At 63.4% G+C, this 20,507-nt stretch carries 17 protein-coding genes; 7 read left to right on the top strand and 10 right to left on the bottom strand.

The window, feature by feature from the left end:
- The first annotated feature begins 110 nt into the window (after positions 1 to 110).
- From mfd to ACO550_RS34550, 6 genes are all read left to right on the top strand, one after another.
- Entirely contained in the window at positions 111 to 3,563 is a 3,453-nt protein-coding gene (gene mfd, locus ACO550_RS34575) for a transcription-repair coupling factor (RefSeq protein WP_315596672.1), read from the top strand.
- 66 nt (positions 3,564 to 3,629) lie between these two features.
- Positions 3,630 to 4,841 (top strand): acetylornithine deacetylase, encoded by a 1,212-nt coding sequence (argE, locus tag ACO550_RS34570; RefSeq protein ID WP_315596671.1) that lies wholly within the window; start codon positions 3,630 to 3,632, stop codon positions 4,839 to 4,841.
- 203 nt (positions 4,842 to 5,044) lie between these two features.
- Positions 5,045 to 5,899, top strand: coding sequence for a phosphoserine phosphatase SerB (gene serB, locus ACO550_RS34565; protein WP_315596670.1), 855 nt, complete (start codon positions 5,045 to 5,047; stop codon positions 5,897 to 5,899).
- Positions 5,900 to 6,120: 221 nt separating this feature from the next.
- A complete protein-coding gene (locus tag ACO550_RS34560; RefSeq protein WP_315596669.1) occupies positions 6,121 to 6,432 on the top strand; it encodes a hypothetical protein in 312 nt (103 codons plus the stop codon).
- The gene (locus ACO550_RS34555) at positions 6,429 to 6,728 is read left to right on the top strand and encodes a hypothetical protein (protein ID WP_315596668.1); all 300 of its coding nucleotides are present in this window, start codon (positions 6,429 to 6,431) and stop codon (positions 6,726 to 6,728) included. The genes ACO550_RS34560 and ACO550_RS34555 overlap by 4 nt, the downstream gene beginning before the upstream one ends.
- Positions 6,729 to 6,745: 17 nt before the next feature.
- Positions 6,746 to 8,377 (top strand): PepSY-associated TM helix domain-containing protein, encoded by a 1,632-nt coding sequence (locus tag ACO550_RS34550; protein ID WP_315596667.1) that lies wholly within the window; start codon positions 6,746 to 6,748, stop codon positions 8,375 to 8,377.
- An 87-nt stretch (positions 8,378 to 8,464) separates the two neighbouring features.
- On the opposite strand, the gene ACO550_RS34545 is transcribed toward ACO550_RS34550, so the two are convergent.
- The 9 genes from ACO550_RS34545 to phaC all read right to left on the bottom strand — a co-directional run bounded on the left by ACO550_RS34545 (position 8,465) and on the right by phaC (position 19,425).
- On the bottom strand, positions 8,465 to 9,679 hold the full coding sequence (locus tag ACO550_RS34545; RefSeq protein ID WP_315596666.1) for a cystathionine beta-lyase: 1,215 nt from the start codon (positions 9,677 to 9,679) through the stop codon (positions 8,465 to 8,467).
- A 93-nt stretch (positions 9,680 to 9,772) separates the two neighbouring features.
- The gene (locus tag ACO550_RS34540; RefSeq protein WP_485995104.1) at positions 9,773 to 10,402 is read right to left on the bottom strand and encodes a hypothetical protein; all 630 of its coding nucleotides are present in this window, start codon (positions 10,400 to 10,402) and stop codon (positions 9,773 to 9,775) included.
- A gap of 35 nt (positions 10,403 to 10,437) precedes the next feature.
- Positions 10,438 to 11,622, bottom strand: coding sequence for a beta-ketothiolase BktB (gene bktB / locus ACO550_RS34535; protein ID WP_315596665.1), 1,185 nt, complete (start codon positions 11,620 to 11,622; stop codon positions 10,438 to 10,440).
- 119 nt (positions 11,623 to 11,741) lie between these two features.
- Positions 11,742 to 13,112: a 30S ribosomal protein S12 methylthiotransferase RimO gene (gene rimO, locus ACO550_RS34530; protein ID WP_315596664.1), complete on the bottom strand. Its 1,371-nt coding sequence runs from the start codon at positions 13,110 to 13,112 to the stop codon at positions 11,742 to 11,744.
- Positions 13,113 to 13,291: 179 nt separating this feature from the next.
- Positions 13,292 to 14,158, bottom strand: a complete 867-nt coding sequence (locus ACO550_RS34525; RefSeq protein ID WP_315596663.1) for a hypothetical protein — start codon at positions 14,156 to 14,158, stop codon at positions 13,292 to 13,294.
- A 279-nt stretch (positions 14,159 to 14,437) separates the two neighbouring features.
- Positions 14,438 to 14,989, bottom strand: coding sequence for a polyhydroxyalkanoate synthesis repressor PhaR (gene phaR / locus ACO550_RS34520; protein ID WP_315596662.1), 552 nt, complete (start codon positions 14,987 to 14,989; stop codon positions 14,438 to 14,440).
- Positions 14,990 to 15,404: 415 nt separating this feature from the next.
- Positions 15,405 to 16,145 carry a 3-ketoacyl-ACP reductase gene (locus ACO550_RS34515; RefSeq protein ID WP_315596661.1) on the bottom strand — a complete coding sequence of 247 codons (741 nt, stop codon included), beginning with the start codon at positions 16,143 to 16,145 and terminating at the stop codon, positions 15,405 to 15,407.
- Between the two features lie 138 nt (positions 16,146 to 16,283).
- Positions 16,284 to 17,462, bottom strand: a complete 1,179-nt coding sequence (locus ACO550_RS34510) for an acetyl-CoA C-acetyltransferase (RefSeq protein ID WP_315596660.1) — start codon at positions 17,460 to 17,462, stop codon at positions 16,284 to 16,286.
- Between the two features lie 79 nt (positions 17,463 to 17,541).
- Positions 17,542 to 19,425: a class I poly(R)-hydroxyalkanoic acid synthase gene (phaC, locus tag ACO550_RS34505; RefSeq protein ID WP_315596659.1), complete on the bottom strand. Its 1,884-nt coding sequence runs from the start codon at positions 19,423 to 19,425 to the stop codon at positions 17,542 to 17,544.
- 321 nt (positions 19,426 to 19,746) lie between these two features.
- On the opposite strand from phaC, the gene ACO550_RS34500 reads away from it, so the two are divergent.
- A complete protein-coding gene (locus ACO550_RS34500) occupies positions 19,747 to 19,989 on the top strand; it encodes a hypothetical protein (protein ID WP_315596658.1) in 243 nt (80 codons plus the stop codon).
- Here the strand turns inward: ACO550_RS34500 and pgeF are convergent.
- Positions 19,986 to 20,507, bottom strand: a 522-nt coding sequence (pgeF, locus tag ACO550_RS34495) for a peptidoglycan editing factor PgeF (protein ID WP_485995103.1), incomplete at its 5' end; no start/stop codon positions are given. The two genes, ACO550_RS34500 and pgeF, sit on opposite strands and share 4 nt — an antisense overlap.

The raw sequence follows: 20,507 nt of genomic DNA, 5'->3' as shown, positions 1-20,507 counted from the left end.
CTCGCCCGCCGCCATGATCCAATGTGGAAAGGCAGGCATGACCGGCATCCCTGCCCGCACCGTTCTACGTTGCCGGCGGGGTGTTGTCATTGATGCGCCATTTGCTGCCAATGCCTGACACCCAATCCGCTTTTCCGTTTGCCGTACTACCCCTGGTCAAACCCGGCATGCGCCATGCCGTTTCCGGCCTGACCGGGTCCGCCGATGCACTGGTGGTGGCCGCGTACGCGCGCCAGCATCGGGCCAGCGTGCCCATGGTGGCCGTGGTTTGTGCCAACGCCATGGATGCGCAACGGCTGGCCGAGGAAATTCCCTGGTTTGCTCCCGAACTGCGCGTGCGTCTGCTGCCCGACTGGGAAACGCTGCCGTACGACAGCTTCTCGCCACACCAGGATCTGGTATCGGAACGGCTGGCCACGTTGCATGACATCCAGGGCGGCCAATGCGACGTGATGCTGGTGCCGGCGTCGACCGCGCTCTATCGTCTGGCGCCGCCGTCGTTCCTGGCTGCCTATACGTTTTTCTTCAAGCAGGGCGAAAAGCTTGACGAAGCCGCGCTCAAGGCCCAGTTCACGCTGGCCGGCTATGAGCATGTCAGTGCCGTGATGCGCCCCGGCGAATACAGTGTGCGCGGCGGACTGATCGACCTGTTCCCGATGGGCTCGGCGCTGCCATACCGGATCGACCTGTTCGGCGACGAGATCGAGACCATACGCGCGTTCGACCCCGATACGCAGCGCAGCCTGTATCCGGTGAAGGAAGTGCGCCTGCTGCCGGGCCGCGAGTTTCCGCTCGACGAAGCCGCGCGCACCGCGTTCCGGGGCCGCTGGCGAGAAATGTTCGAGGGCGACCCGACCAAGTCGCCGATCTACAAGGACATTGGCAACGGCGTGCCGTCGGCCGGCATCGAGTACTACCTGCCGCTGTTCTTCGAACAAAGCGCAACGCTGTTCGACTACCTGCCCGATGGCACGCAACTCGCATTCGCCGGCAATATCGACGAGGCGATCCGCCGATTCTGGGCCGACACGACGCAGCGCTACACGTTCATGCGTCACGACCGGGAACGGCCGCTGCTACCGCCATCGGACCTGTTCCTGTCCGAGGAACAGTTCTTTGTCGGTGCCAAGCCATTGGCGCGACTGGTGCTGCAACGCGACGCCGCGCCGGCCGATGGGCCATCGTTCGCGGCACACCTGCCCGATGTCTCGGTCAATCGGCGCGCCGAGGATCCGCTCGTCAATCTGGAGTCGTTGCTCCTGAACAAGGCCACGCGCGTGCTGATGTGTGCCGACTCGGCCGGCCGCCGCGAAACCTTGATGCAGATGTTTGCGGAAAGCGGCCTGCGCCCGATGGTCGTCGAGGACTTCCAGGCGTTCCTGGCCGGCGACTCGCATTTCTCGATCGCGGTGGCGCCGCTGCAAAGCGGCTTCGCACTGCCCGCCGCGCAGTTCGCATTCGTCACCGAAAACGAACTCTATGCGGGCACCACACGCCGCGCGGGGCGTCGCAAGCAGGAACAGGCCAGTACCGTCGATTCGATGGTGCGCGACCTTGCCGAGCTCAAGCTCGGGGACCCCGTGGTGCACAGTGAACACGGCATCGGCCGCTACCAGGGACTGGTCACGCTCGATATGGGCCAGGGCGACGAGGAGTTCCTGCACCTGGACTATGACAAGGGCAGCAAGCTCTATGTGCCGGTGCACCAGTTGCATGTGATCTCGCGCTACTCGGGCGCCGACCCCGAGACCGCACCGTTGCACTCGCTGGGCACCGGCCAGTGGGACAAGGCCAAGCGCCGCGCCGCGCAGCAGATCCGCGATACCGCGGCCGAGCTGCTGAACCTCTACGCGCGCCGCGCGTTGCGCGAAGGTTTTGCCTTCCCGTTGCAGCCCAAGGACTACGAAGCGTTTGCCGAGAGCTTCGGCTTCGAGGAAACCCCGGACCAGGCGGCCGCGATTGCAGCGGTCATCGCCGACATGACGTCGGGCAAGCCGATGGACCGTCTGGTCTGCGGCGATGTGGGCTTCGGCAAGACCGAGGTGGCGCTGCGCGCTGCGTTCGTTGCCGTGCTGGGGGGTAAGCAGGTGGCCATGCTTGCGCCAACCACGCTGTTGGCCGAGCAGCATTTCCAGACCCTGTCCGACCGCTTTGCCGAATGGCCGGTGCGCATCGTCGAGCTGTCGCGTTTCAAGACCAAAAAGGAAATCGACGCGGCGATCAAACAGATCAATGACGGCACCGTCGACATCGTGATCGGCACGCACAAGCTGTTGTCCGACGAGGTGAAGTTCCAGCGCCTGGGCCTGGTGATCATCGACGAGGAACACCGCTTTGGCGTGCGCCAGAAGGAGGCGCTGAAGACGCTGCGCGCCGAGGTGGACGTACTGACGCTGACCGCCACGCCCATCCCGCGTACGCTGGGCATGGCGCTCGAAGGCCTGCGCGATTTCTCGGTGATCGCCACGGCGCCGCAGAAGCGGCTGGCGATCAAGACTTTCGTACGGCGCGAGGAAGACGGCGTGATCCGCGAAGCGATCCTGCGCGAGCTCAAGCGCGGCGGCCAGGTCTACTTCCTGCATAACGAGGTCGAAACGATCGAGAACAAGCGCGCCAGGCTGGCCGAGCTGGTGCCCGAGGCGCGCATCGCGGTAGCGCATGGCCAGATGCACGAACGCGAACTGGAACGCGTGATGCGCGATTTCGTGGCGCGACGCGACAATATCCTGCTGTGCACGACGATCATCGAAACCGGCATCGACGTGCCCACGGCCAACACGATCCTGATTCACCGCGCCGACAAGTTCGGCCTGGCGCAGCTGCACCAGTTGCGCGGCCGCGTTGGACGCAGCCATCACCAGGCTTATGCGTACCTGCTGGTGCACGACGTCGACGGACTCACCCGGCAGGCGCAGCGGCGGCTGGAAGCGATCCAGCAGATGGAGGAACTGGGCGCCGGCTTCTACCTGGCCATGCACGACCTGGAGATCCGGGGCGCAGGCGAAGTGCTTGGCGACAAGCAGTCGGGTGAAATCCACGAGATCGGCTTCCAGCTCTACACGGACATGCTCAACGCCGCGGTCAAGTCGCTCAAGGCCGGCAAGGAGCCGGACCTGATGGCGCCGCTGGCAGCCACTACCGAGATCAACCTCGGTACGCCGGCGCTGCTGCCGCACGACTACTGCGCCGATGTGCACGAACGCCTGTCGCTGTACAAGCGGCTGGCCAACTGCGAGACGGGCGAGCGTGTCGACGATATCCAGGAAGAGCTGATCGACCGCTTTGGCCGCTTACCCGCGCAGGCGCAGGCACTGATCGAAACGCACCGCTTGCGCATTACTGCCGCGCCACTGGGTGTGCGCAAGATCGACGCGGGCGAAGGCACGGTCAGCATGCAGTTCGTGCCAAACCCGCCGATCGATGCAATCCGCATCATCGATCTCGTGCAGAAGAACAAGCACATCAAGCTGGCCGGACAGGACAAGCTACGCATCGAGGCCAAGATGCCCGACATCGCCGCACGTGCGCAGACCATCAAGCACACGTTGCGCCAACTGGCCTGAAGTGGCCTGAGCCAGCGGACGCGTGTACGATCAACCCCTTGATAAATCAACCGATTCAACGACCCCATGCAAGCCACCACCGATACCCGCACCGCCGCATCCGAAGCTCCCAGGCGTGGTAGTGCGCTCGACTGGACCCAGCGCCTGGTGTCGTTCGATACCACGTCGCGCCATTCGAACCTGGGCTTGATCGAATCGGTGCGCGACCATTTCCTGGCCAAGGGCCTGCGCCCTCACCTGAGCTACAACCCGCAGGGCGACAAGGCCAACCTGTTCGTCACCGTGCCCGCCGCGAATGGCGCCACCGATGGCGGCATCGTGCTATCGGGCCATACCGATGTGGTACCCGTGGACGGCCAGAACTGGAGCACCGATCCGTTCAAGCCGGTGGTGCGCGACGGCAAGCTCTATGGCCGTGGCACATGCGACATGAAAGGCTTCATCGGCACCAGCCTGGCGTTGCTGCCGACCATCCTGGAAGCGAAGCTGCGAGAGCCGGTGCACTACGCCCTGTCGTTCGACGAGGAAATCGGCTGCATGGGCGCCCCCTACCTGCTGGCGGAATTGCGCGACCGCGGTGTGAAGCCGGCCGGCTGCATCGTGGGCGAACCCACCAGCATGCGCGCGATCGTGGCCCACAAGGGCATCAACGCCTATCGTTGCTGTGTGAAAGGCCAGGCCGCACACTCGTCTCTGACGCCCAAGGGGGTCAACGCGATCGAGTATGCGGCACGCCTGATCTGCTACATCCGCGATATCGCCGACGAGTTCAAGGCCAGTGGCCCGTACGACCAGGCGTTCGACGTGCCATTCACGACCGCATCGACCGGCACCATCCACGGCGGTATCGCATTGAACACGATTCCGGCCGAGTGCGAGTTCGTATTCGAGTTCCGTAATCTCCCGGGCGTGGATCCCGAGGCGATCCTGGCGCGCATCCAGCAATACGTGACCCAGACACTGCTGCCGAAGATGCACGCCGAGCACGTGGATGCGGGCATGGTCATCAGCAAGATTGCCGCGGCGCCTTCGCTCGATGCGGCGGAATCCGATGCCATCACTCAACTGGTGCGGGCGCTGACCGCCGACCGGGACATCAACAAGGTAGCCTACGGCACCGAAGCCGGCCTGTTCCAGCGAGCCGGCATTCCGGCCGTGGTGTGCGGCCCCGGCGATATCCAGCAAGCGCACAAGCCCGATGAGTTCGTTACGCTGGAGCAGCTTGCCGCCTGCGAGACGTTCCTGCACAAGGTGGTGGATAGTTTGCGTGTGGCCTGACCGGCCACCAGCCTTAAGGTAGTTCTCCCCTCGCCCATGCAATGGGAGAGGGGTCGGGGGAGAGGGCATGAGATTCAAATTGCGACCTGTCTCGGCTTGAGCCGCCAGCCCTCTCCCCCAGCCCCTCTCCCGCACGCGGGAGAGGGGAGCAAAAACACAAGCAGTACAATGCTGCCTGCCCGATTTTCCGATTTCCGTCTGTCATGCCCCTGATTCTCCAGAGTCTGTCCCCGCTGTCCGCTGCCGACCTCGACGCCGTTCGCACGGTGGCCAATGCTTCCGCTTTTTCGCTGCGCAGCGAAGGCGTAGCCACGGCCGATGACTGCAGTCCGCTGACGCCGGCACTGCGCGACGCGCTCGATGCCGCGTGCGGTCCGCGTGGCATCGACTGGGCCGTGCTGCCGGCAGGCAAGAAGCTGTCGGATTTCAGGCTGGTGGCCATGGACATGGACTCGACGCTGATCACGATCGAGTGCATCGACGAGATTGCCGATTTCTGCGGACTCAAGGCCGAGGTCTCCGCCATTACGGAAGCCGCCATGCGCGGCGAAATCACCGATTTCAACGAAAGCCTGCGCCGCCGCGTGGCGTTGCTGAAGGGCCTGGATGCCAGCGTGCTCGACCGCGTCTACGAAGAACGCCTGCGCCTGTCTCCGGGCGCGGAGCGCATGCTGCAGACGATCCAGGCTCTCGGCCTGCGCACGCTGCTGGTGTCGGGCGGTTTCGTGCACTTCACGGATCAGCTCAAGCCGCGCCTGAAACTGGACTTCACGCGCGCCAATACCCTGGAAATCGTCGACGGCAAGCTCACCGGCAATGTGGTGGGCGAAATCGTCAATGCCGACGTGAAAGCGCGCACCGTGCGCGAGGTCTGCGAGCAGATCGGCGCGGATCCGTCGCAGGCGATTGTCATGGGCGATGGCTCCAACGACCTCAAGATGATGGCCGTGGCAGGCCTGTCGGTGGCATTCCGCGCCAAGCCCGTGGTCCGCGCGCAAGCCAGCGTCGCCTTCAACCATGTCGGGCTGGACGGCTTGCTGAACCTGTTCCCGCACTGATCTCGCGCTAATCCCGCCCCGCCGCGCCCGGCCTCACGCCGGGCGCCACCTCCGGCGCACACTTTCTTGCGCCCGTCACGTTACATTCCCGTCATCCACAATTCGGTCGCCTTTGTCCCGAATTACGTCATAAGACCTTGATTTCCTTGTGAAATCTAATGCGAATCATTATTATTCCAACTTTCCGACACTTCTGATTTGCTCACGCGATTCAACGCGACATGCAAGCGTTAGCCATACTGTTTTCCCTGGCCGCAGCCGCGTGCCTGTATCTCGCCGCGCCCAACCAGGTGCTGTGGGTGGACGCCGACAATAACGGCCGGGCGCCCATGCCACCCCGGCTTCTGTTCTGGCTCGGGGTCATGTTCGCAGCAGCGGGTATGTGGGTCATGAGCGTGCCCGAAGGCTGGCCGGTTGCCATTGCCGCCACGCTGGTCACGCTGGCCTGCTGCCTGTCGGCCTGGCCGTTCATCGGCACCTGGATCCACCACAAACGCTACGACGACGTACCGGGCGAAGGGAGCGCATCATGATCGGCACCAAATGGCTGGCCGGTACCCTGCTGGGCCTGCCGCTGGCAATCGCACTGTGCACGCTCGGCATTTTCTGGTTGCCTGGTGGCTGGGAAGGTGGCGTGATCATTGCCATCACACTGAGCTTCGTACTCTGGGTCACCATCATCAGCCTGAGCCTGCTGTTCAATACCAGCCGTGCCGCGTGGCTCTGGCTGATTGGCGGCAACCTGATCTGCTACGGCATCCTGTGGGCGATCCGCCTGATGCATGCCATGCCCCCGGCGTCGACACTGTCCGCCGTGTCGGGCTCCTGACTCCTGAGGCGCCTCGCATGAAACCCAATACCCTGCGCGTATTCAACACGCTTCATACCTGGGTCGGCCTGATGGCCGGCTGGGCCTTGTTTATCGCGTTTTTCGCCGGCGCGATCACCGTATTCCACCATGAACTGCACGTCTGGCAGAATCCGGCCCGGCTGACCGGCCAGCACTCTGCTGAAGTCCAGGTGGAGGGCCCCGCCGTCGACGCCTTCGTGCAGAAGCTGATTGCCGTGCATCCCGATGCGGCCAATAGCGTCTACGTTGGCCTGCCGAGCAAGGAGGAGCCGGACTTCAACGCCTACTGGCAGGACAAGGCTGGCGAATGGCATACCATGAACGGCGAGCGCCTGAACGGCGACAAGGCCGCGCAGAACAATACCTCGCTCGATCATGTCTCCGGTGAACTGTCGGCCTTCCTGAATTCGCTGCACTACTCGCTGGGCCTGGGCCTGAACGGCATGTACTTCATGGGGATCATCTCCGTGTTGTATGGCCTGGCACTGGTCTCGGGCGTGATCCTCCATCTGCCGCGCCTGAAGAAGGACCTGTTCGCGGTGCGACCGGGCCGGAACCTCAAGCGGTTCTGGATGGATACGCACAATGTGATTGGCCTGTTCAGCCTGCCGTTCCATCTGATCTTTGCGATCACCGGGGCCCTGTTCTGCCTGTCGCTGATCATGGTGATGGTATTCAATGTGCTGACATTCGACGGCAAGCTGTTCGAGGTTGTGCCGCGTGTCACGGGCGCCACGCCCGAGGTCACGGCCGCCGGCCGCGCATCGCCAACGATGCCCGCCGCCCAACTGCTGGCCATTGCGCGCGAACATGGCGGGGAACGCTTTACGCCGAATGCCATCCGCTTCCAGCGCTACGGCGACGCAAATGCCGTGGCCGAGGTGCGTGGCGACAGCAGCCGCGCACTGGGCAACGGCGGTGGCGTCGGTATCCACGCCGCCGCCAACGAAGCCAATGCAGGCCAGTTGATCGCCAACCAGACCGCTGGCGCGCGCGACACCAACCACATGGTGTACAGCGCCATGTATGCGCTGCACTTCGGCACGTATGGCGATCTGGCGGTACGCCTGGTGTACCTGCTGGCGGGCCTGGCCGGCGCTTTCCTGTTCTATTCGGGCAATCTGCTGTGGATCGAGACCCGGCGCAAGGCGCGCCAGGCCGAGCAGCCACGTGTGCACAAGCTGCTGGCACAAGCCACGGTCGGCATCTGCATTGGTACCTGTATTGGCGTTGCATTGTGTTTCCCGGCCGCCCTGCTCTGGCCCGAGCGCGCCGTAAGCTACGTATTCTGGCCGGCGCTGGCGGTGGCCGCGGCGTGGGCGCTGGCGCGACCACCGATCCGCGCCGCGGTCGAGCTGCTTTACGTGGCCGCATTGGCAACGCTGACGGTGCCGCTATCGAATGCGTTGCTGACGGGCGATCATCTGCTTGCCGCCGCGCTCAATGGCCGTTGGGTTATCGCGAGCTTCGATATGGGTGCCATCGCCATGGCGGTTGGCTATGTGGCATTGGCCCGCGCCACGCAGCGCCGCGCACAGAACGGCCCGGCGGAGTCCGTATGGGCGCTGCGCAGCAGTAATGCGCAAGCGGCTCCTCAAGCGACCATGCGCAAGGCCGACGCATCCTGAACAGTCCGGGGCTAGCCTCGGTCCAGGCAAGAAAAAACCCCGCCAGCCTGGCGGGGTTTTTTCTGGTGCTGAACGCGCAGACGAGACTCAACGCAGGTGCGACTCCATGGCCTGCTTCAGGTCGCCGATCAGGTCGCGCGTATCTTCAAGGCCGATATACAAGCGCACCAGTTCTCCGGCATCCTCCCAGTCGGCGGGCGGCCAGCTGCCTGCCGGACGCATCGTCTCAACGTGATACGGCACGGCCAGGCTATGCGCGCCGCCCCAAGACCAGCCAATTGCAAACAGCTTCAGGGCCTCGACGAACGCGTCGACCTGTTCGCGCGTGTAGCGGCTACGCAGGATGATCGAAAACAGTCCGCTGGCTCCGGAGAAATCGCGTGTCCACTCGGCATGGCCAGGACAATCGGGCAATGCGGGATGCAGGATGCGCGATACCTCGGGACGCTGCCTGAGCCACTCGGCAATCTCACGGGCGGCACGATCGTGCGCGGCCAGCCGCACAGGCATGCTGGACAAGCCGCGCAGCACCAGGAAGCAGTCGTCCGCCGAAACACCCCAACCCATGATCATGCGGGTGCGCTTGAGGCGATCATGGATCTTGTCGTCATGCGTAATGACTGCCCCCATGAGCACATCGCTGCCGCCCGACTGATACTTGGTCAAGGCCTGGACCGAGATATCGATGCCCTTCTCGAACGGCTTGAAATAGACACCGGCCGACCACGTGTTGTCGATCGCGGTCAGCACGCCGCGCGCCCGCGCAGCGGCCACGATGGCGTCGGAATCAGGCACTTCCATGGTCACCGAGCCAGGTGCTTCCATCCAGATCAGCCGTGTATTGGGCTGGATCAGCGCCGCAATCCCGGCCCCGATCGATGGATGGTAATAGCGCACCGTCACGCCATACTCGCGCGCTAGCCACTCGCCGTGGTCGCGGTTCGGTCCGTAGACGTTATCGGGCACCAGCACGTCGTCGCCGGTACGCAGCAACGCGAAATACACGAGCGAGATGGCCCCCATGCCGGACGGCAGCAGCAATGTATGGCGCCCACCCTCGATCTGCGCCAACTGCTGGCACAACGCTTCGCTGGTAGGCGTGGCGTGCAGCCCGTAGCGCCAATACGTCTTGCTGCGATCACCATACGCGCGCAGTTCGGCCAGATTGCGGAAGACGATGGTAGAGCCGCGGTAGGTTGGCGTAGAGAACGATTCGAAGCCCGGCGCGATATCGAGTTCGGGCTGGACCGCGTCGGTCTGGATATGGCGAGAGGAGTTGCGGGACGAGTCGGATGCAGACACGGCAAATTCCCTGGAAAGTCGGATCAGGCGAACGAGCTTACCAGTAAATGCCGGGATCGCCCCAATCCTGGGCACAACCCCGTTGCCACCGTACTATCGCGCGGGGGTCTTGCCAGTCGAGATCGACGACTTGGGTGGTGGCGGCGCGTAAGTCACCCCGCTGCTGGGCCGCATGTCGAACGGCGGGATGACGAGATAACCGCCAAACGGGCGAATCAGGAACGGCAAGACGATGGCCGGATTGTAGGCGTCGGTCCAGGTTCCGCGCACCGCTCCGTGCTGGTCGATCTGACCTTCCCAGTTACCCGAAACACGCGTGCCATCATCGGACTCTTCCATCAGGAAGCTGCCGTTGTCCCATTCGCCCGACAACAGCCGTACGCCTTTGCCATCGCCAATCGAGTACTCGCCTTGCAGGCTGTCGCGCGTGTCGGTCTTCGGCGCCACGCGCATGCGCACGGGCTTGTCACCGACCGTCCCGACATAAACCGGATACTGCGCATACTCGGGACGCGGCGACAAGGCGCGCGCCGGCCCGGTCGAAAGAGATGTTCCGCGCCGAGCCTCCCCTGCGCGGATCGCGTCATTGATGCCGAAAGTGGCGCCCTGCCCGTCTCCCGTCGACAAGGCATCGCCTGCCGCCGAAGCCACAACCGGCAGCGCCAGGGTTGCGGCGACAATCAACCAACGATGCAGCTTGTGAGACGGGGCAAGACGGGACAAGACGGGCTTCCTCGGCAATTTCGCGTGGTGCGACTTTAAACGCGCTCGAAGATTGCGGCAATCCCCTGGCCACCGCCGATGCACATCGTCACCAATGCATGGCGGCCTTGCACACGCTGCAACTCATGGAGGGCCTTCACCGTAATCAGGGCACCCGTCGCGCCGATCGGATGGCCGAGCGAGATGCCGGAACCGTTCGGGTTGACCTTGGCCGGATCCAGTCCCAGCGCCTTGCTTACCGCACAGGCTTGCGCGGCAAATGCCTCGTTGGCCTCGATCACATCAAGATCCTTGACCGACAGGCCAGCACGTTCCAGCGCGATTTTCGTGGCCGGAACCGGGCCGATACCCATCGTCTTCGGATCCACGCCGGCATGGCCATAGGAGACCAGACGAGCCAGCGGCTTCAGGCCGCGGCGCTCGGCTTCGGCGCGCTCCATCAGCACCACGGCCGCAGCCGCATCGTTGAGCCCCGATGCGTTGCCGGCCGTCACGGTACCGTTTTCCTTGACGAATACGGGCTTCAGCTTGGTCATGTCGTCGATCGTCGCGTCATGGCGCACGTGCTCGTCGGTATCGAACACAACGTCGCCCTTGCGGCTCTTCAGCGTAACGGGAACGATCTGATCCTTGAAGTAGCCAGCCTTGATGGCGGCCGACGCACGGCGATGCGATTCCAGCGCGGCCTCGTCCTGCTGCTGGCGCGAGATGTCGTATTCCTTGGCGACGTTCTCGGCGGTCACACCCATGTGAATCCCATGGAACGGGTCATGCAGCGCGCCAAGCATCATGTCGATCAGCTTGGCATCGCCCATGCGCGAACCCCAGCGGGCCATCGGCGCCAGATAAGGCGCGCGGCTCATGCTTTCGGCACCGCCGCCAATCGCGATACTGGCGTCGCCAAGCAGGATGGTCTGCGCGGCACTGACGATGGCCTGCAGGCCCGAACCGCACAGCCGGTTGACCGTCAGTGCGGGGGCGTTGATCGAAACGCCGCCATTCACCGCCGCTACACGGCCCAGGTACATGTCCTTCGGCTCGGTCTGGATGACGTTGCCGAACACCACGTGGCCCACGTCGTCGCCCGAGACGCTGGCCCGTGCCAGTGCTTCGCGCACAACCAGCGCGCCCAGTTCCGTTGGCGCCAGGTCCTTCAGGCTGCCACCAAAGGTACCAATAGCGGTGCGCACACCGCTGACAACCACCACTTCACGCGTCATGTCTTGTCTCCATGCGTTTATGTTGCGCCGCACAGTATAGACCCGTCCCGTGATAAACGAACGATCGTACTTTTACCTAATTGTGCGGACAGGTATGCCGGACCGCACAATCGGGGGTGTCAGGCGATCTCGCCCCACAGGTCGTGCCCGTCGGCGCCAGTGATCTTCACATTGACAAAGTCGCCGGTCTTGTAGCGTTGCGACGGCTTGGCGGCGGGGTCGATGTAGACCAGGCCGTCGATCTCGGGCGCGTCCGCGGACGATCGTCCGATACCGCCATCCTGGTTGACTTCGTCCACCAGTACACGAAGCGTCTGGCCAACCTTGCGCTGCAACCGGCGTGCGGACACTTCCTCGGCCACTTCCATGAAGCGCGCGCGGCGCTCCTCACGCACTTCGTCGGGCAGCGCGCCGGGCAGGTCATTGGCAGTAGCGCCCTCTACCGGCGAATATGCAAAACAGCCCACGCGATCGAGCTCGGCCTCCGCAATGAAGTCGAGCAAGGTCTGGAATTCTTCTTCGGTTTCACCGGGGAAGCCGGCAATGAATGTACTGCGGATGGTCAGTTCGGGGCAGATAGCCCGCCACGCGCGAATGCGATCGAGCGTCTTCTCCGCATTTGCCGGTCGCTTCATGCGCTTGAGTACGTCCGGGTGAGCGTGCTGGAGCGGTACGTCGAGATACGGCAGCACATTGCCCTGGTTCATCAACGGAATGATCTCGTCGACATGGGGGTACGGATACACGTAGTGCAGGCGCACCCATGCGCCGTACTGGCTGGCCAACTCGCCGAGCGCGGCCACCAGTTCCGTCATGCGCGTCTTCAGGGGCCGGCCGGCCCAGAATCCCGTGCGGTACTTCACATCGACGCCATACGCGCTGGTGTCCTGCGAGATCACGAGCAATTCCTTGACGCCAGCCTTGAACAGGTTCTCGGCTTCGAGCATGACCTCGGCAACCGGGCGCGACACCAGGTCGCCACGCATCGACGGAATGATGCAGAACGAGCAACGGTGGTTGCAGCCCTCCGATATCTTCAGGTAGGCGTAGTGCTTGGGCGTGAGCTTGATGCCAGCGGCCGGCACCAGGTCGGTAAACGGGTCATGCGGCTTGGGCAGATGGGTGTGCACGGCCTGCATGACTTCGCCCAGTGCATGGGGCCCCGTCACGGCGAGCACCTTCGGATGCACCGAGGTCACCACATCGTGCCCCGCGGCGTCCTTCTTGGCGCCCAGGCAGCCGGTAACGATGACCTTGCCATTCTCGGTCAGCGCCTCGCCGATCGCGTCCAGGCTTTCCTGCACCGCCTCGTCAATGAACCCGCAGGTATTGACCACCACGAGATCGGCGCCGTCGTAGGTGCCACTGATGGCATAGCCCTCGGCGCGCAGTTGGGTGATGATCTGCTCGGAATCGACCAGGGCCTTGGGGCAGCCAAGTGACACAAAGCCGACTTTCGGCGCGGGAGTGGACAGATTGTTCTCAGACATGGGGCACCGCGAATGTGGGGGTATGGGCGCGTCCTACCGTCCCCGGTGGCGCGCCGCGCTGGACTAACGGCAACCGGCGAGCCTGCCGGGCGCCGTTGTTACCATGAAAGGCCGTGATTTTACCCCGAGCGGGCACTCTTCGCGCAGCCAACATGCCGGCGCGCGAACTACCGCCCCCTTCAGGTGCCAAGCAGCACACTCAACCGCTCGATGATGGGCTTCCAGCCAAACACAAGGCCCAGGACGAGACCTCCACCCGTCGCCACCCAGAAAACCTTGTTGACCTTGTCCTTCAACGCGGAAGTCTTATCGTCTACGGTTTGGATGCGCGAACTCAGATTGTCGTCTACGGTTTGGATGCGCGAGCTCAGATTGTCGTCCACGGTTTGGATGCGCGTGCTCAGACTGTCGTCTACGGCTTGGATGCGCGAGCTCAGACTGTCGTCTACGGCTTGGATGCGCGAGCTCAGACTGTCGTCTACGGCTTGGATGCGCGAGCTCAGATTGACCTCCATCTTGTCGACCCTGGCTTCAAACCGGTCGACCCTGGCATCGAGTCTGTCAAACCTGGCATCCATGCCGTCCATCCTGGCGGTGAAACGTGCTTCGAACTGGTTCAGCGCCTGGATGACTCGCGATTCGGATTCCTCGGTCCGGACGATGCTGTGTGCCTCTGCTTCCCGGATCTTCTCGCCAAGACGCCCTTCCGTTGCCTCCAACTGATGGCTGAAGCGCCGATCGGTTTCCTGCAGTTGCTCGTTAAAGCGTGCTTCGGATTGCTGCGCCTGTTCACGGAAGCGTTTCTCGGACTGTTGCGCCTGCTCACGGAAGCGCGCCTCCGACTCACGCATCTGCTCTGTGCTACGTACCTCGCCGGCATCCATGCGCGCCGCTAGCGCCTGATGCGACGCGTTCAGTGCGCCGACATCACGCTGGATCTGCGTCAACTGGGCATAGACGGCAAGCGCGAACTCCGCGAACCTTGGGAAAGTGGATGCGTCGCTGTTGTCTGGCGAAAGGCGCCATGCATGGGCATGACTGGACATTGAAGACCTCCGGGATCAGGCGGGATGGCAAACTGGGCAGTCTCTGCCAACGAATCACCATCGACCATCGCGCGATGAAAGGAATGCTGCTTTTCGGAGCGCCCCATGTTCAGGGCACGACCGATTGCATCACACAAGGCGCGCTGATGTCTTTGCCATGCATCCGCCGTTACCGGAATCTGGCAATTCTCCACAGATCCACAACATTCCGTGGCAGCTTCGCAACTTGCGCAGCCCTGCGTTGCACAGGGCGCGCTGCCACACGGAAGGTATTCCCGCCTACTTCTTTTCCTGCTGGTTGAACGGGAACGTACCGAACATGCTCTTGGCCTGGTTCTGCATCTGCTCCTGCATCTGCACGAACAGGTTCTTGCTCTGTTCGATGTAGTTGCTCATCATGCCCTGCATCATCGGCCCCTGCAGGTTCATGAACTGCGACCACATGTCCGGGCTGAACGCCTCGCCTGAATACAGGCCCTTGGAGTTCTCGGCCAGCTTGCTCTGGATATCGATAAAGGCCTGGATGTTCTTTTCCAGGTAAGTACCCATCATGCCTTGCATGGCATGTCCGTAGAAACGGATGATCTGCGAGAGCATGGCGCTCGAGAACATCGGCACACCGCCGGTTTCTTCTTCCAGAATGATCTGCAGCAGGATGCTGCGCGTAAGTTCCTCGCCAGACTTGGCATCGACGACCTTGAAGTCCTCGGTATCCATGACCAGCTGCTTGACGTCCGCGAGCGTGATATAGGTGCTGGTCTGCGTATCGTAGAGCCGGCGATTGGGATACTTCTTGATCAGTCGCTCTGCGCCTTTCTTGGTCGTGGCCATCGGTGCTCTATCCTTTTGTCGTCGCTGATGCCGGTGGTTGGCATCCGCTGCTGCGCGCCATCGCTGCCGCTGCTGCACCGCATGCGGTGCAGTGCGCAATGACTGCGGCACCCGTCGGGCAAACGCGCTACCGGCGCGCAAGATACAACCGGACCAGACCCTGCGGAGCGCGCTACTTTGGTGCCGGTTGCGCCATTGCCCTGATTCTATGCTCAAGAAAGCACTATGGAAAGTCAGCGGGGTTTAAGGAAAACCCGCAGCAAACCCGTCAGCCATACGAAAAGACGGGCCACACGCGAGCCCGGAGGCGCGCGGGTGGCCCGCTTGGCCATGCTATTGGCGGTCGAGTCGCCTGCACTTGTGCACCGCGCTCGATGCGCCGCATCAATGGCGCATCGGGCGGTGCAGCGTGCCGTCAGCCCATGTGCAGACCGCCGTTCAGCGAGAAGTCGGCACCGGTCGAGAAGCCCGACTCGTCCGACGACAGCCAGGAGCAGATCGAGGCAATTTCGGCCGGCTCGCCCAGGCGCTTGACGGGAATCGTGCCAACGATCTTGTCCAGCACATCCTGGCGAATCGACTTGACCATGTCAGTGGCGATATAGCCCGGCGACACGGTGTTCACGGTCACACCCTTGGTGGCCACTTCCTGGGCCAGCGCCATGGTGAAACCATGCAGGCCGGCCTTGGCCGTCGAATAGTTGGTCTGACCGAATTGCCCCTTCTGGCCGTTCACCGACGAAATGTTGACGATGCGGCCAAAGCCGCGGTCCACCATGCCATCGATAACCTGCTTGGTCACGTTGAACAGCGACGTCAGGTTGGTATCGATCACGGCATCCCAGTCGGCGCGCGTCATCTTGCGGAACACCACATCGCGGGTGATACCCGCGTTGTTGATCAGCACGTCGATTTCGCCCACTTCGGCCTTGACCTTGTCAAACGCGGCCTTGGTCGAATCCCAGTCGGCCACGTTGCCTTCGGAGCCCACGAACTCGAAGCCGAGTGCGCGTTGCTGTTCGAGCCACTTCTCACGTCGCGGCGAGTTCGGGCCACAGCCCGCGACGACCTTGAAGCCGTCCTTGGCCAGGCGCTGGCAAATCGCGGTTCCGATGCCGCCCATGCCGCCGGTCACATATGCAATGCGCTGAGTCATATCCACTCCTAGTTGGCTCGCTCGATCGTTGTTATCGATACTTCGGTCTTTGTTGTCGACACCGGCGGCTGGCTTCCTCGGTACGCGCCGCCGGTTCACCCCTCACTACAGTCATGCAACGCCCCAAGGGCGTGTATTTCAGCGCTCGACGGCCAGCGCCACGCCCATGCCACCGCCGATACACAGCGAGGCCAGGCCCTTCTTCGCGTCGCGGCGCTTCATTTCGTGGAGCAGCGTGACCAGGATGCGGCAGCCCGATGCGCCGATCGGGTGGCCAATCGCGATGGCACCGCCGTTCACGTTGATCTTCGACTGGTCCCAGCCCATCTGTTGATGCACGGCCAGGGCCTGGGCGGCAAACGCCTCGTTGATCTCCATCAGGTCCAGGTCCTTGACCTCCCAGCCGGCGCGCGACAGGCAGCGCTTGCTGGCCGGCACCGGGCCCATGCCCATCACTGCCGGATCCACGCCGGCGTTGGAGTACGCCTTGATCGTGGCCAGCGGGGTCAGGCCGAGTTCCTTGGCCTTGGCGGCCGACATCACCACCACGGCCGCGGCGCCATCATTCAGGCCCGACGCATTGGCGGCGGTGACCGTGCCAGCCTTGTCGAACGCGGGCTTCAGGCCGGCCAGGCTATCCAGCGTGGCGCCATGGCGCACGAACTCGTCGGTCTTGAATGCAACCGGATCGCCCTTGCGCTGCGGAATCATCACCGGGACGATTTCCTCGTCGAACTTGCCAGCCTTCTGGGCGGCCTCGGCCTTGTTCTGCGAACCGACCGCGAATTCGTCCTGGGCCTCGCGCGTGATGCCGTATTCCTTGGCCACGTTTTCCGCCGTGATACCCATGTGGTACTTGTTATAGACGTCCCACAGGCCGTCGACGATCATCGTGTCGACCAGCTTGGCATCGCCCATGCGGAAGCCGTCGCGCGAGCCCGGCAGTACGTGCGGCGCGGCGCTCATGTTCTCCATGCCGCCGGCCACCACGATTTCAGCCTCGCCAGCAATGATGGCGTTTGCCGCCAGCATCACGGCCTTCAGGCCCGAGCCGCATACCTTGTTGATGGTCATGGCCGGAACCATGTCGGGCAAGCCGGCCTTGCGAGAGGCCTGGCGGGCCGGGTTCTGGCCCGAGCCGGCCGTCAGCACCTGGCCCATGATCACTTCGCTTACCTGCTCAGGCTTGACGCCGGCACGCTCTAGCGCGGCCTTGATCACGATGGCACCCAGTTCCGGGGCCGGAATCTTGGCCAGGGAACCGCCAAACTTGCCTACTGCTGTACGGGCTGCGGAAACAATGACGATGTCGGTCATTTGAGGTCCTTTCAAGAAAGCGAATCGAGAATCGGTTCAAAACAGGGGCCGTCGCCGTGGCAACCGGCCCTCGTGCGGATCAGGCGCGCTGTTTGACGTAGCGGCCCGGTGCGGGTTCGATGGCCTGGTAGTGGGCATTGCCGAATGTACCGGGCGCCGCGCGCTTCTGGCCTGCATGCTTGCCAAGCCAGTCCATCCAGTCAGACCACCAGCTGCCGGGATGCTCCTGCGCACCGGCCAGCCATTCGTGGGCAGACTCGGGCAGCGCATCATTGGTCCAGTGGCTGCGTTTCTTCTTGGCCGGCGGGTTGATCACGCCGGCGATATGGCCAGACGCCCCCAGCACGAAGCGCAGCTTGTTCTTCAGTAGCGCGGTAGACGCATAGGCGGCCGTCCACGGCACGATATGGTCTTCACGCGAACCGTAGATGTAGGTCGGCACATCGATCGCGCCCAGGTCGACCGGCGCATTGCACACGGTCAGCTTGCCTGGCACCTTCAGTTCATCCTGCAGGTAGGTGTGGCGCAGGTACCAGCAATACCAGGGGCCTGGCAGGTTGGTGGCATCACCATTCCAGAACAGCAGGTCGAACGGCACCGGTGTATTGCCCTTCAGGTAATTGTCGACCACGTAGTTCCAGACCAGGTCGTTCGGGCGCAGGAACGAGAAGGTGTTGGCCAGTTCCACACCGCGCAGCAGCGTGCATGGAGCGCCTGCCGCACCGCCCAGCGTGGCCTCGCGCAACTGCACATGGGCTTCGTCGACAAAGACGTCGAGGATGCCCGTGTCGGCAAAATCGAGCAGTGTGGTCAGCAGCGTCAGGCTGGCGGCCGGGTGCTTGCCGCGCGCGGCCAGGACTGCCAGCGCGGTGGAAATGATCGTGCCACCGACACAGAAGCCCAGCACGTTGATCTTGTCCTCGCCGCTGATATCGTGGGCCACCTCGATGGCGCGAATCGCCGCGTGTTCGATGTAGTCATCCCAGGTACGCTCGGCCATCGTGGCATCGGGATTGCGCCACGAGACCAGGAACACGGTATGGCCCTGCTCCACCGCATGGCGCACCAGCGAGCTTTGCGGCTGCAGGTCGAGGATGTAGTACTTGTTGATGCACGGCGGCACCAGCAGCAGCGGGCGCGCGTAGACCTTGTCGGTCAGCGGCTTGAACTGCAGCAACTGGAAGTACTCGTTCTCATAGACCACCGCGCCCTCGGTCACGGCCACGTTACGGCCGACTTCGAATGCGGTTTCGTCAGTCTGCGAGATCTTGCCGCGGCCCAGGTCTTCCAGCATGTTACGCACGCCATTGCGCAGCGATTCACCGCCCGACTCGATCAGGCGTTGCTGGGCATCGGGGTTCGTGGCCAGGAAGTTGGCTGGCGACATCGCGTCCACCCATTGCGACACGGCAAAGCGGATGCGCTGGCGCATCTTGGGGTCCGCTTCCACGGCATCGGCCAATTCGATCATGGCCCGTGCGGTCAGCAGGTAGAACGCGGCGGTATAGCGGTATGGCGCATTGTTGCGCCACGCCGGACTGGCGAAACGGCGATCCGAAAGACGGTGGCTGGCAGGTTCCGCGGCGCCATCGTCGGCCGGTGAGCCATTGGCCATTACCGCACCGCCGCCCATCTCGCGCCAGAGCTCGGCAAAATCCTTGAAATATCGTTCCTGGATGCGCGCCACATGGTCCGGCGCAATCTTCAATGGGGCACCGTTTACGCCGCTGCCCTGGAACGCATTCTGGAATGCCTTGGTAAAGGCTTCGCCGCCCGGAAAGCCACCCGGAAACGCGCCGGCCAACCCTGCCGGAAAGCCTGACGGCATTTCGCCGTTGGCCTCAGGTGTCCATTGACGGGACCACTCCAGCCAGGTGGCTGGGTCAAATGGCCCCGGTGCAAACTGAAACGGTTGGGACTTGCCTTCCTTGCCGGAAGCTGCCGCACCTTTGCCGGTCGCCATGATGTAATCGTCTCTCTGCCAGTCTTGATGGATGACGGGCTCGGGGTAACTGTCTCCCGACCCGCCCCGATTCCGGGTTGCGTTCGCAGGCCACCCTGGGGCGACTTGCCTCTTACGCTATGCTTGCCGGCGAAACCCTGGAGAACTTCCTCGGTTCCGATACATTTGAAGGCATTGTTGCCTTGCAATGTGGAGACTGTCAATGCGGAAATCCGCATTCACATTCGTCCGCCAGGCAAGTGAAGCCCGACCTACCGGACGGTAATCCCCGTGCGGGATAGCGGCCCTCGACAACGCATACCAGAGAGAGATGAAAACCTGATGTACATCGTGGCTATTGGCTGGCTCTACGTCGCCCTGATGATGGCCATCACCGAGACCAATGTCGTCGCGGGCGTGGCCACATTCCTGTTCTATGGCCTGGCGCCGGTATCCATCGTCGTCTACATCATGGGAACGCCGGGCCGACGCCGGCGGCGCAAGGCCCTGGAAGCGCAGGAAGCCCGGCAAGCGGCGGCGATAAAGGCGCCACCGCCCCGCGGCGATGGCGACCTCGGCGCCTAGTCAGCCAGCCAGACCAGAGTGGCCATGCGGCCCGTGGTACGGTCGCGGCGATACGAGTAGAAGCGCTCCGCATCGCTTACCGTGCAGGCGTTGCCACCAAAGACGTCGGTGCAGCCGGCTCGCGCCAGGCGGATGCGCGCCAGCGCGTAAAGATCGGCCAGGTATTTGCCCGGGGTACCCGCGACGAAGGCAGCGTCCACCTGCGCGCGTTCGTCTGCGCGTGCTGCCTGCAGGAACGCGTCGCGGACCTCCGCCCCGACTTCGAATGCAGTGGGACCGATCGCCGGCCCCAACCAGGCCAGCCATTGCGCCTGCGCGCCCGCACGAGCGGCCATGCGGCCGAGCGTGGCCTCGATCACGCCATCGCAAAGCCCACGCCAGCCGGCATGCGCGGCACCCACAACGGTGCCTGCCGCATCGCACAACAATACGGGCAGGCAATCCGCGGTCATGATGGCGCAGACGTGGCCGGGTGTGACAGCCATGCTGGCATCCGCGCGCGGGATACAGCCCTCCCC

This window comes from Cupriavidus sp., from assembly GCF_057315035.1.
The sequence above is the reverse complement of the archived record's forward strand: the minus strand, read 5'-3'. Positions and strand labels throughout refer to the sequence as shown.

Excerpts from the sequence above, each read along its gene's own strand:
- mfd (WP_315596672.1), top strand. The coding sequence starts at position 111 with ATGCCTGACACCCAATCCGCTTTTCCGTTTGCCGTACTACCCCTGGTC.
- argE (WP_315596671.1), top strand. The coding sequence starts at position 3,630 with ATGCAAGCCACCACCGATACCCGCACCGCCGCATCCGAAGCTCCCAGG.
- serB (WP_315596670.1), top strand. The coding sequence starts at position 5,045 with ATGCCCCTGATTCTCCAGAGTCTGTCCCCGCTGTCCGCTGCCGACCTC.
- ACO550_RS34560 (WP_315596669.1), top strand. The coding sequence starts at position 6,121 with ATGCAAGCGTTAGCCATACTGTTTTCCCTGGCCGCAGCCGCGTGCCTG.
- ACO550_RS34555 (WP_315596668.1), top strand. The coding sequence starts at position 6,429 with ATGATCGGCACCAAATGGCTGGCCGGTACCCTGCTGGGCCTGCCGCTG.
- ACO550_RS34550 (WP_315596667.1), top strand. The coding sequence starts at position 6,746 with ATGAAACCCAATACCCTGCGCGTATTCAACACGCTTCATACCTGGGTC.
- bktB (WP_315596665.1), bottom strand. The coding sequence starts at position 11,622 with ATGACGCGTGAAGTGGTGGTTGTCAGCGGTGTGCGCACCGCTATTGGT.
- rimO (WP_315596664.1), bottom strand. The coding sequence starts at position 13,112 with ATGTCTGAGAACAATCTGTCCACTCCCGCGCCGAAAGTCGGCTTTGTG.
- ACO550_RS34525 (WP_315596663.1), bottom strand. The coding sequence starts at position 14,158 with ATGTCCAGTCATGCCCATGCATGGCGCCTTTCGCCAGACAACAGCGAC.
- phaR (WP_315596662.1), bottom strand. The coding sequence starts at position 14,989 with ATGGCCACGACCAAGAAAGGCGCAGAGCGACTGATCAAGAAGTATCCC.
- ACO550_RS34515 (WP_315596661.1), bottom strand. The coding sequence starts at position 16,145 with ATGACTCAGCGCATTGCATATGTGACCGGCGGCATGGGCGGCATCGGA.
- ACO550_RS34510 (WP_315596660.1), bottom strand. The coding sequence starts at position 17,462 with ATGACCGACATCGTCATTGTTTCCGCAGCCCGTACAGCAGTAGGCAAG.
- phaC (WP_315596659.1), bottom strand. The coding sequence starts at position 19,425 with ATGGCGACCGGCAAAGGTGCGGCAGCTTCCGGCAAGGAAGGCAAGTCC.
- ACO550_RS34500 (WP_315596658.1), top strand. The coding sequence starts at position 19,747 with ATGTACATCGTGGCTATTGGCTGGCTCTACGTCGCCCTGATGATGGCC.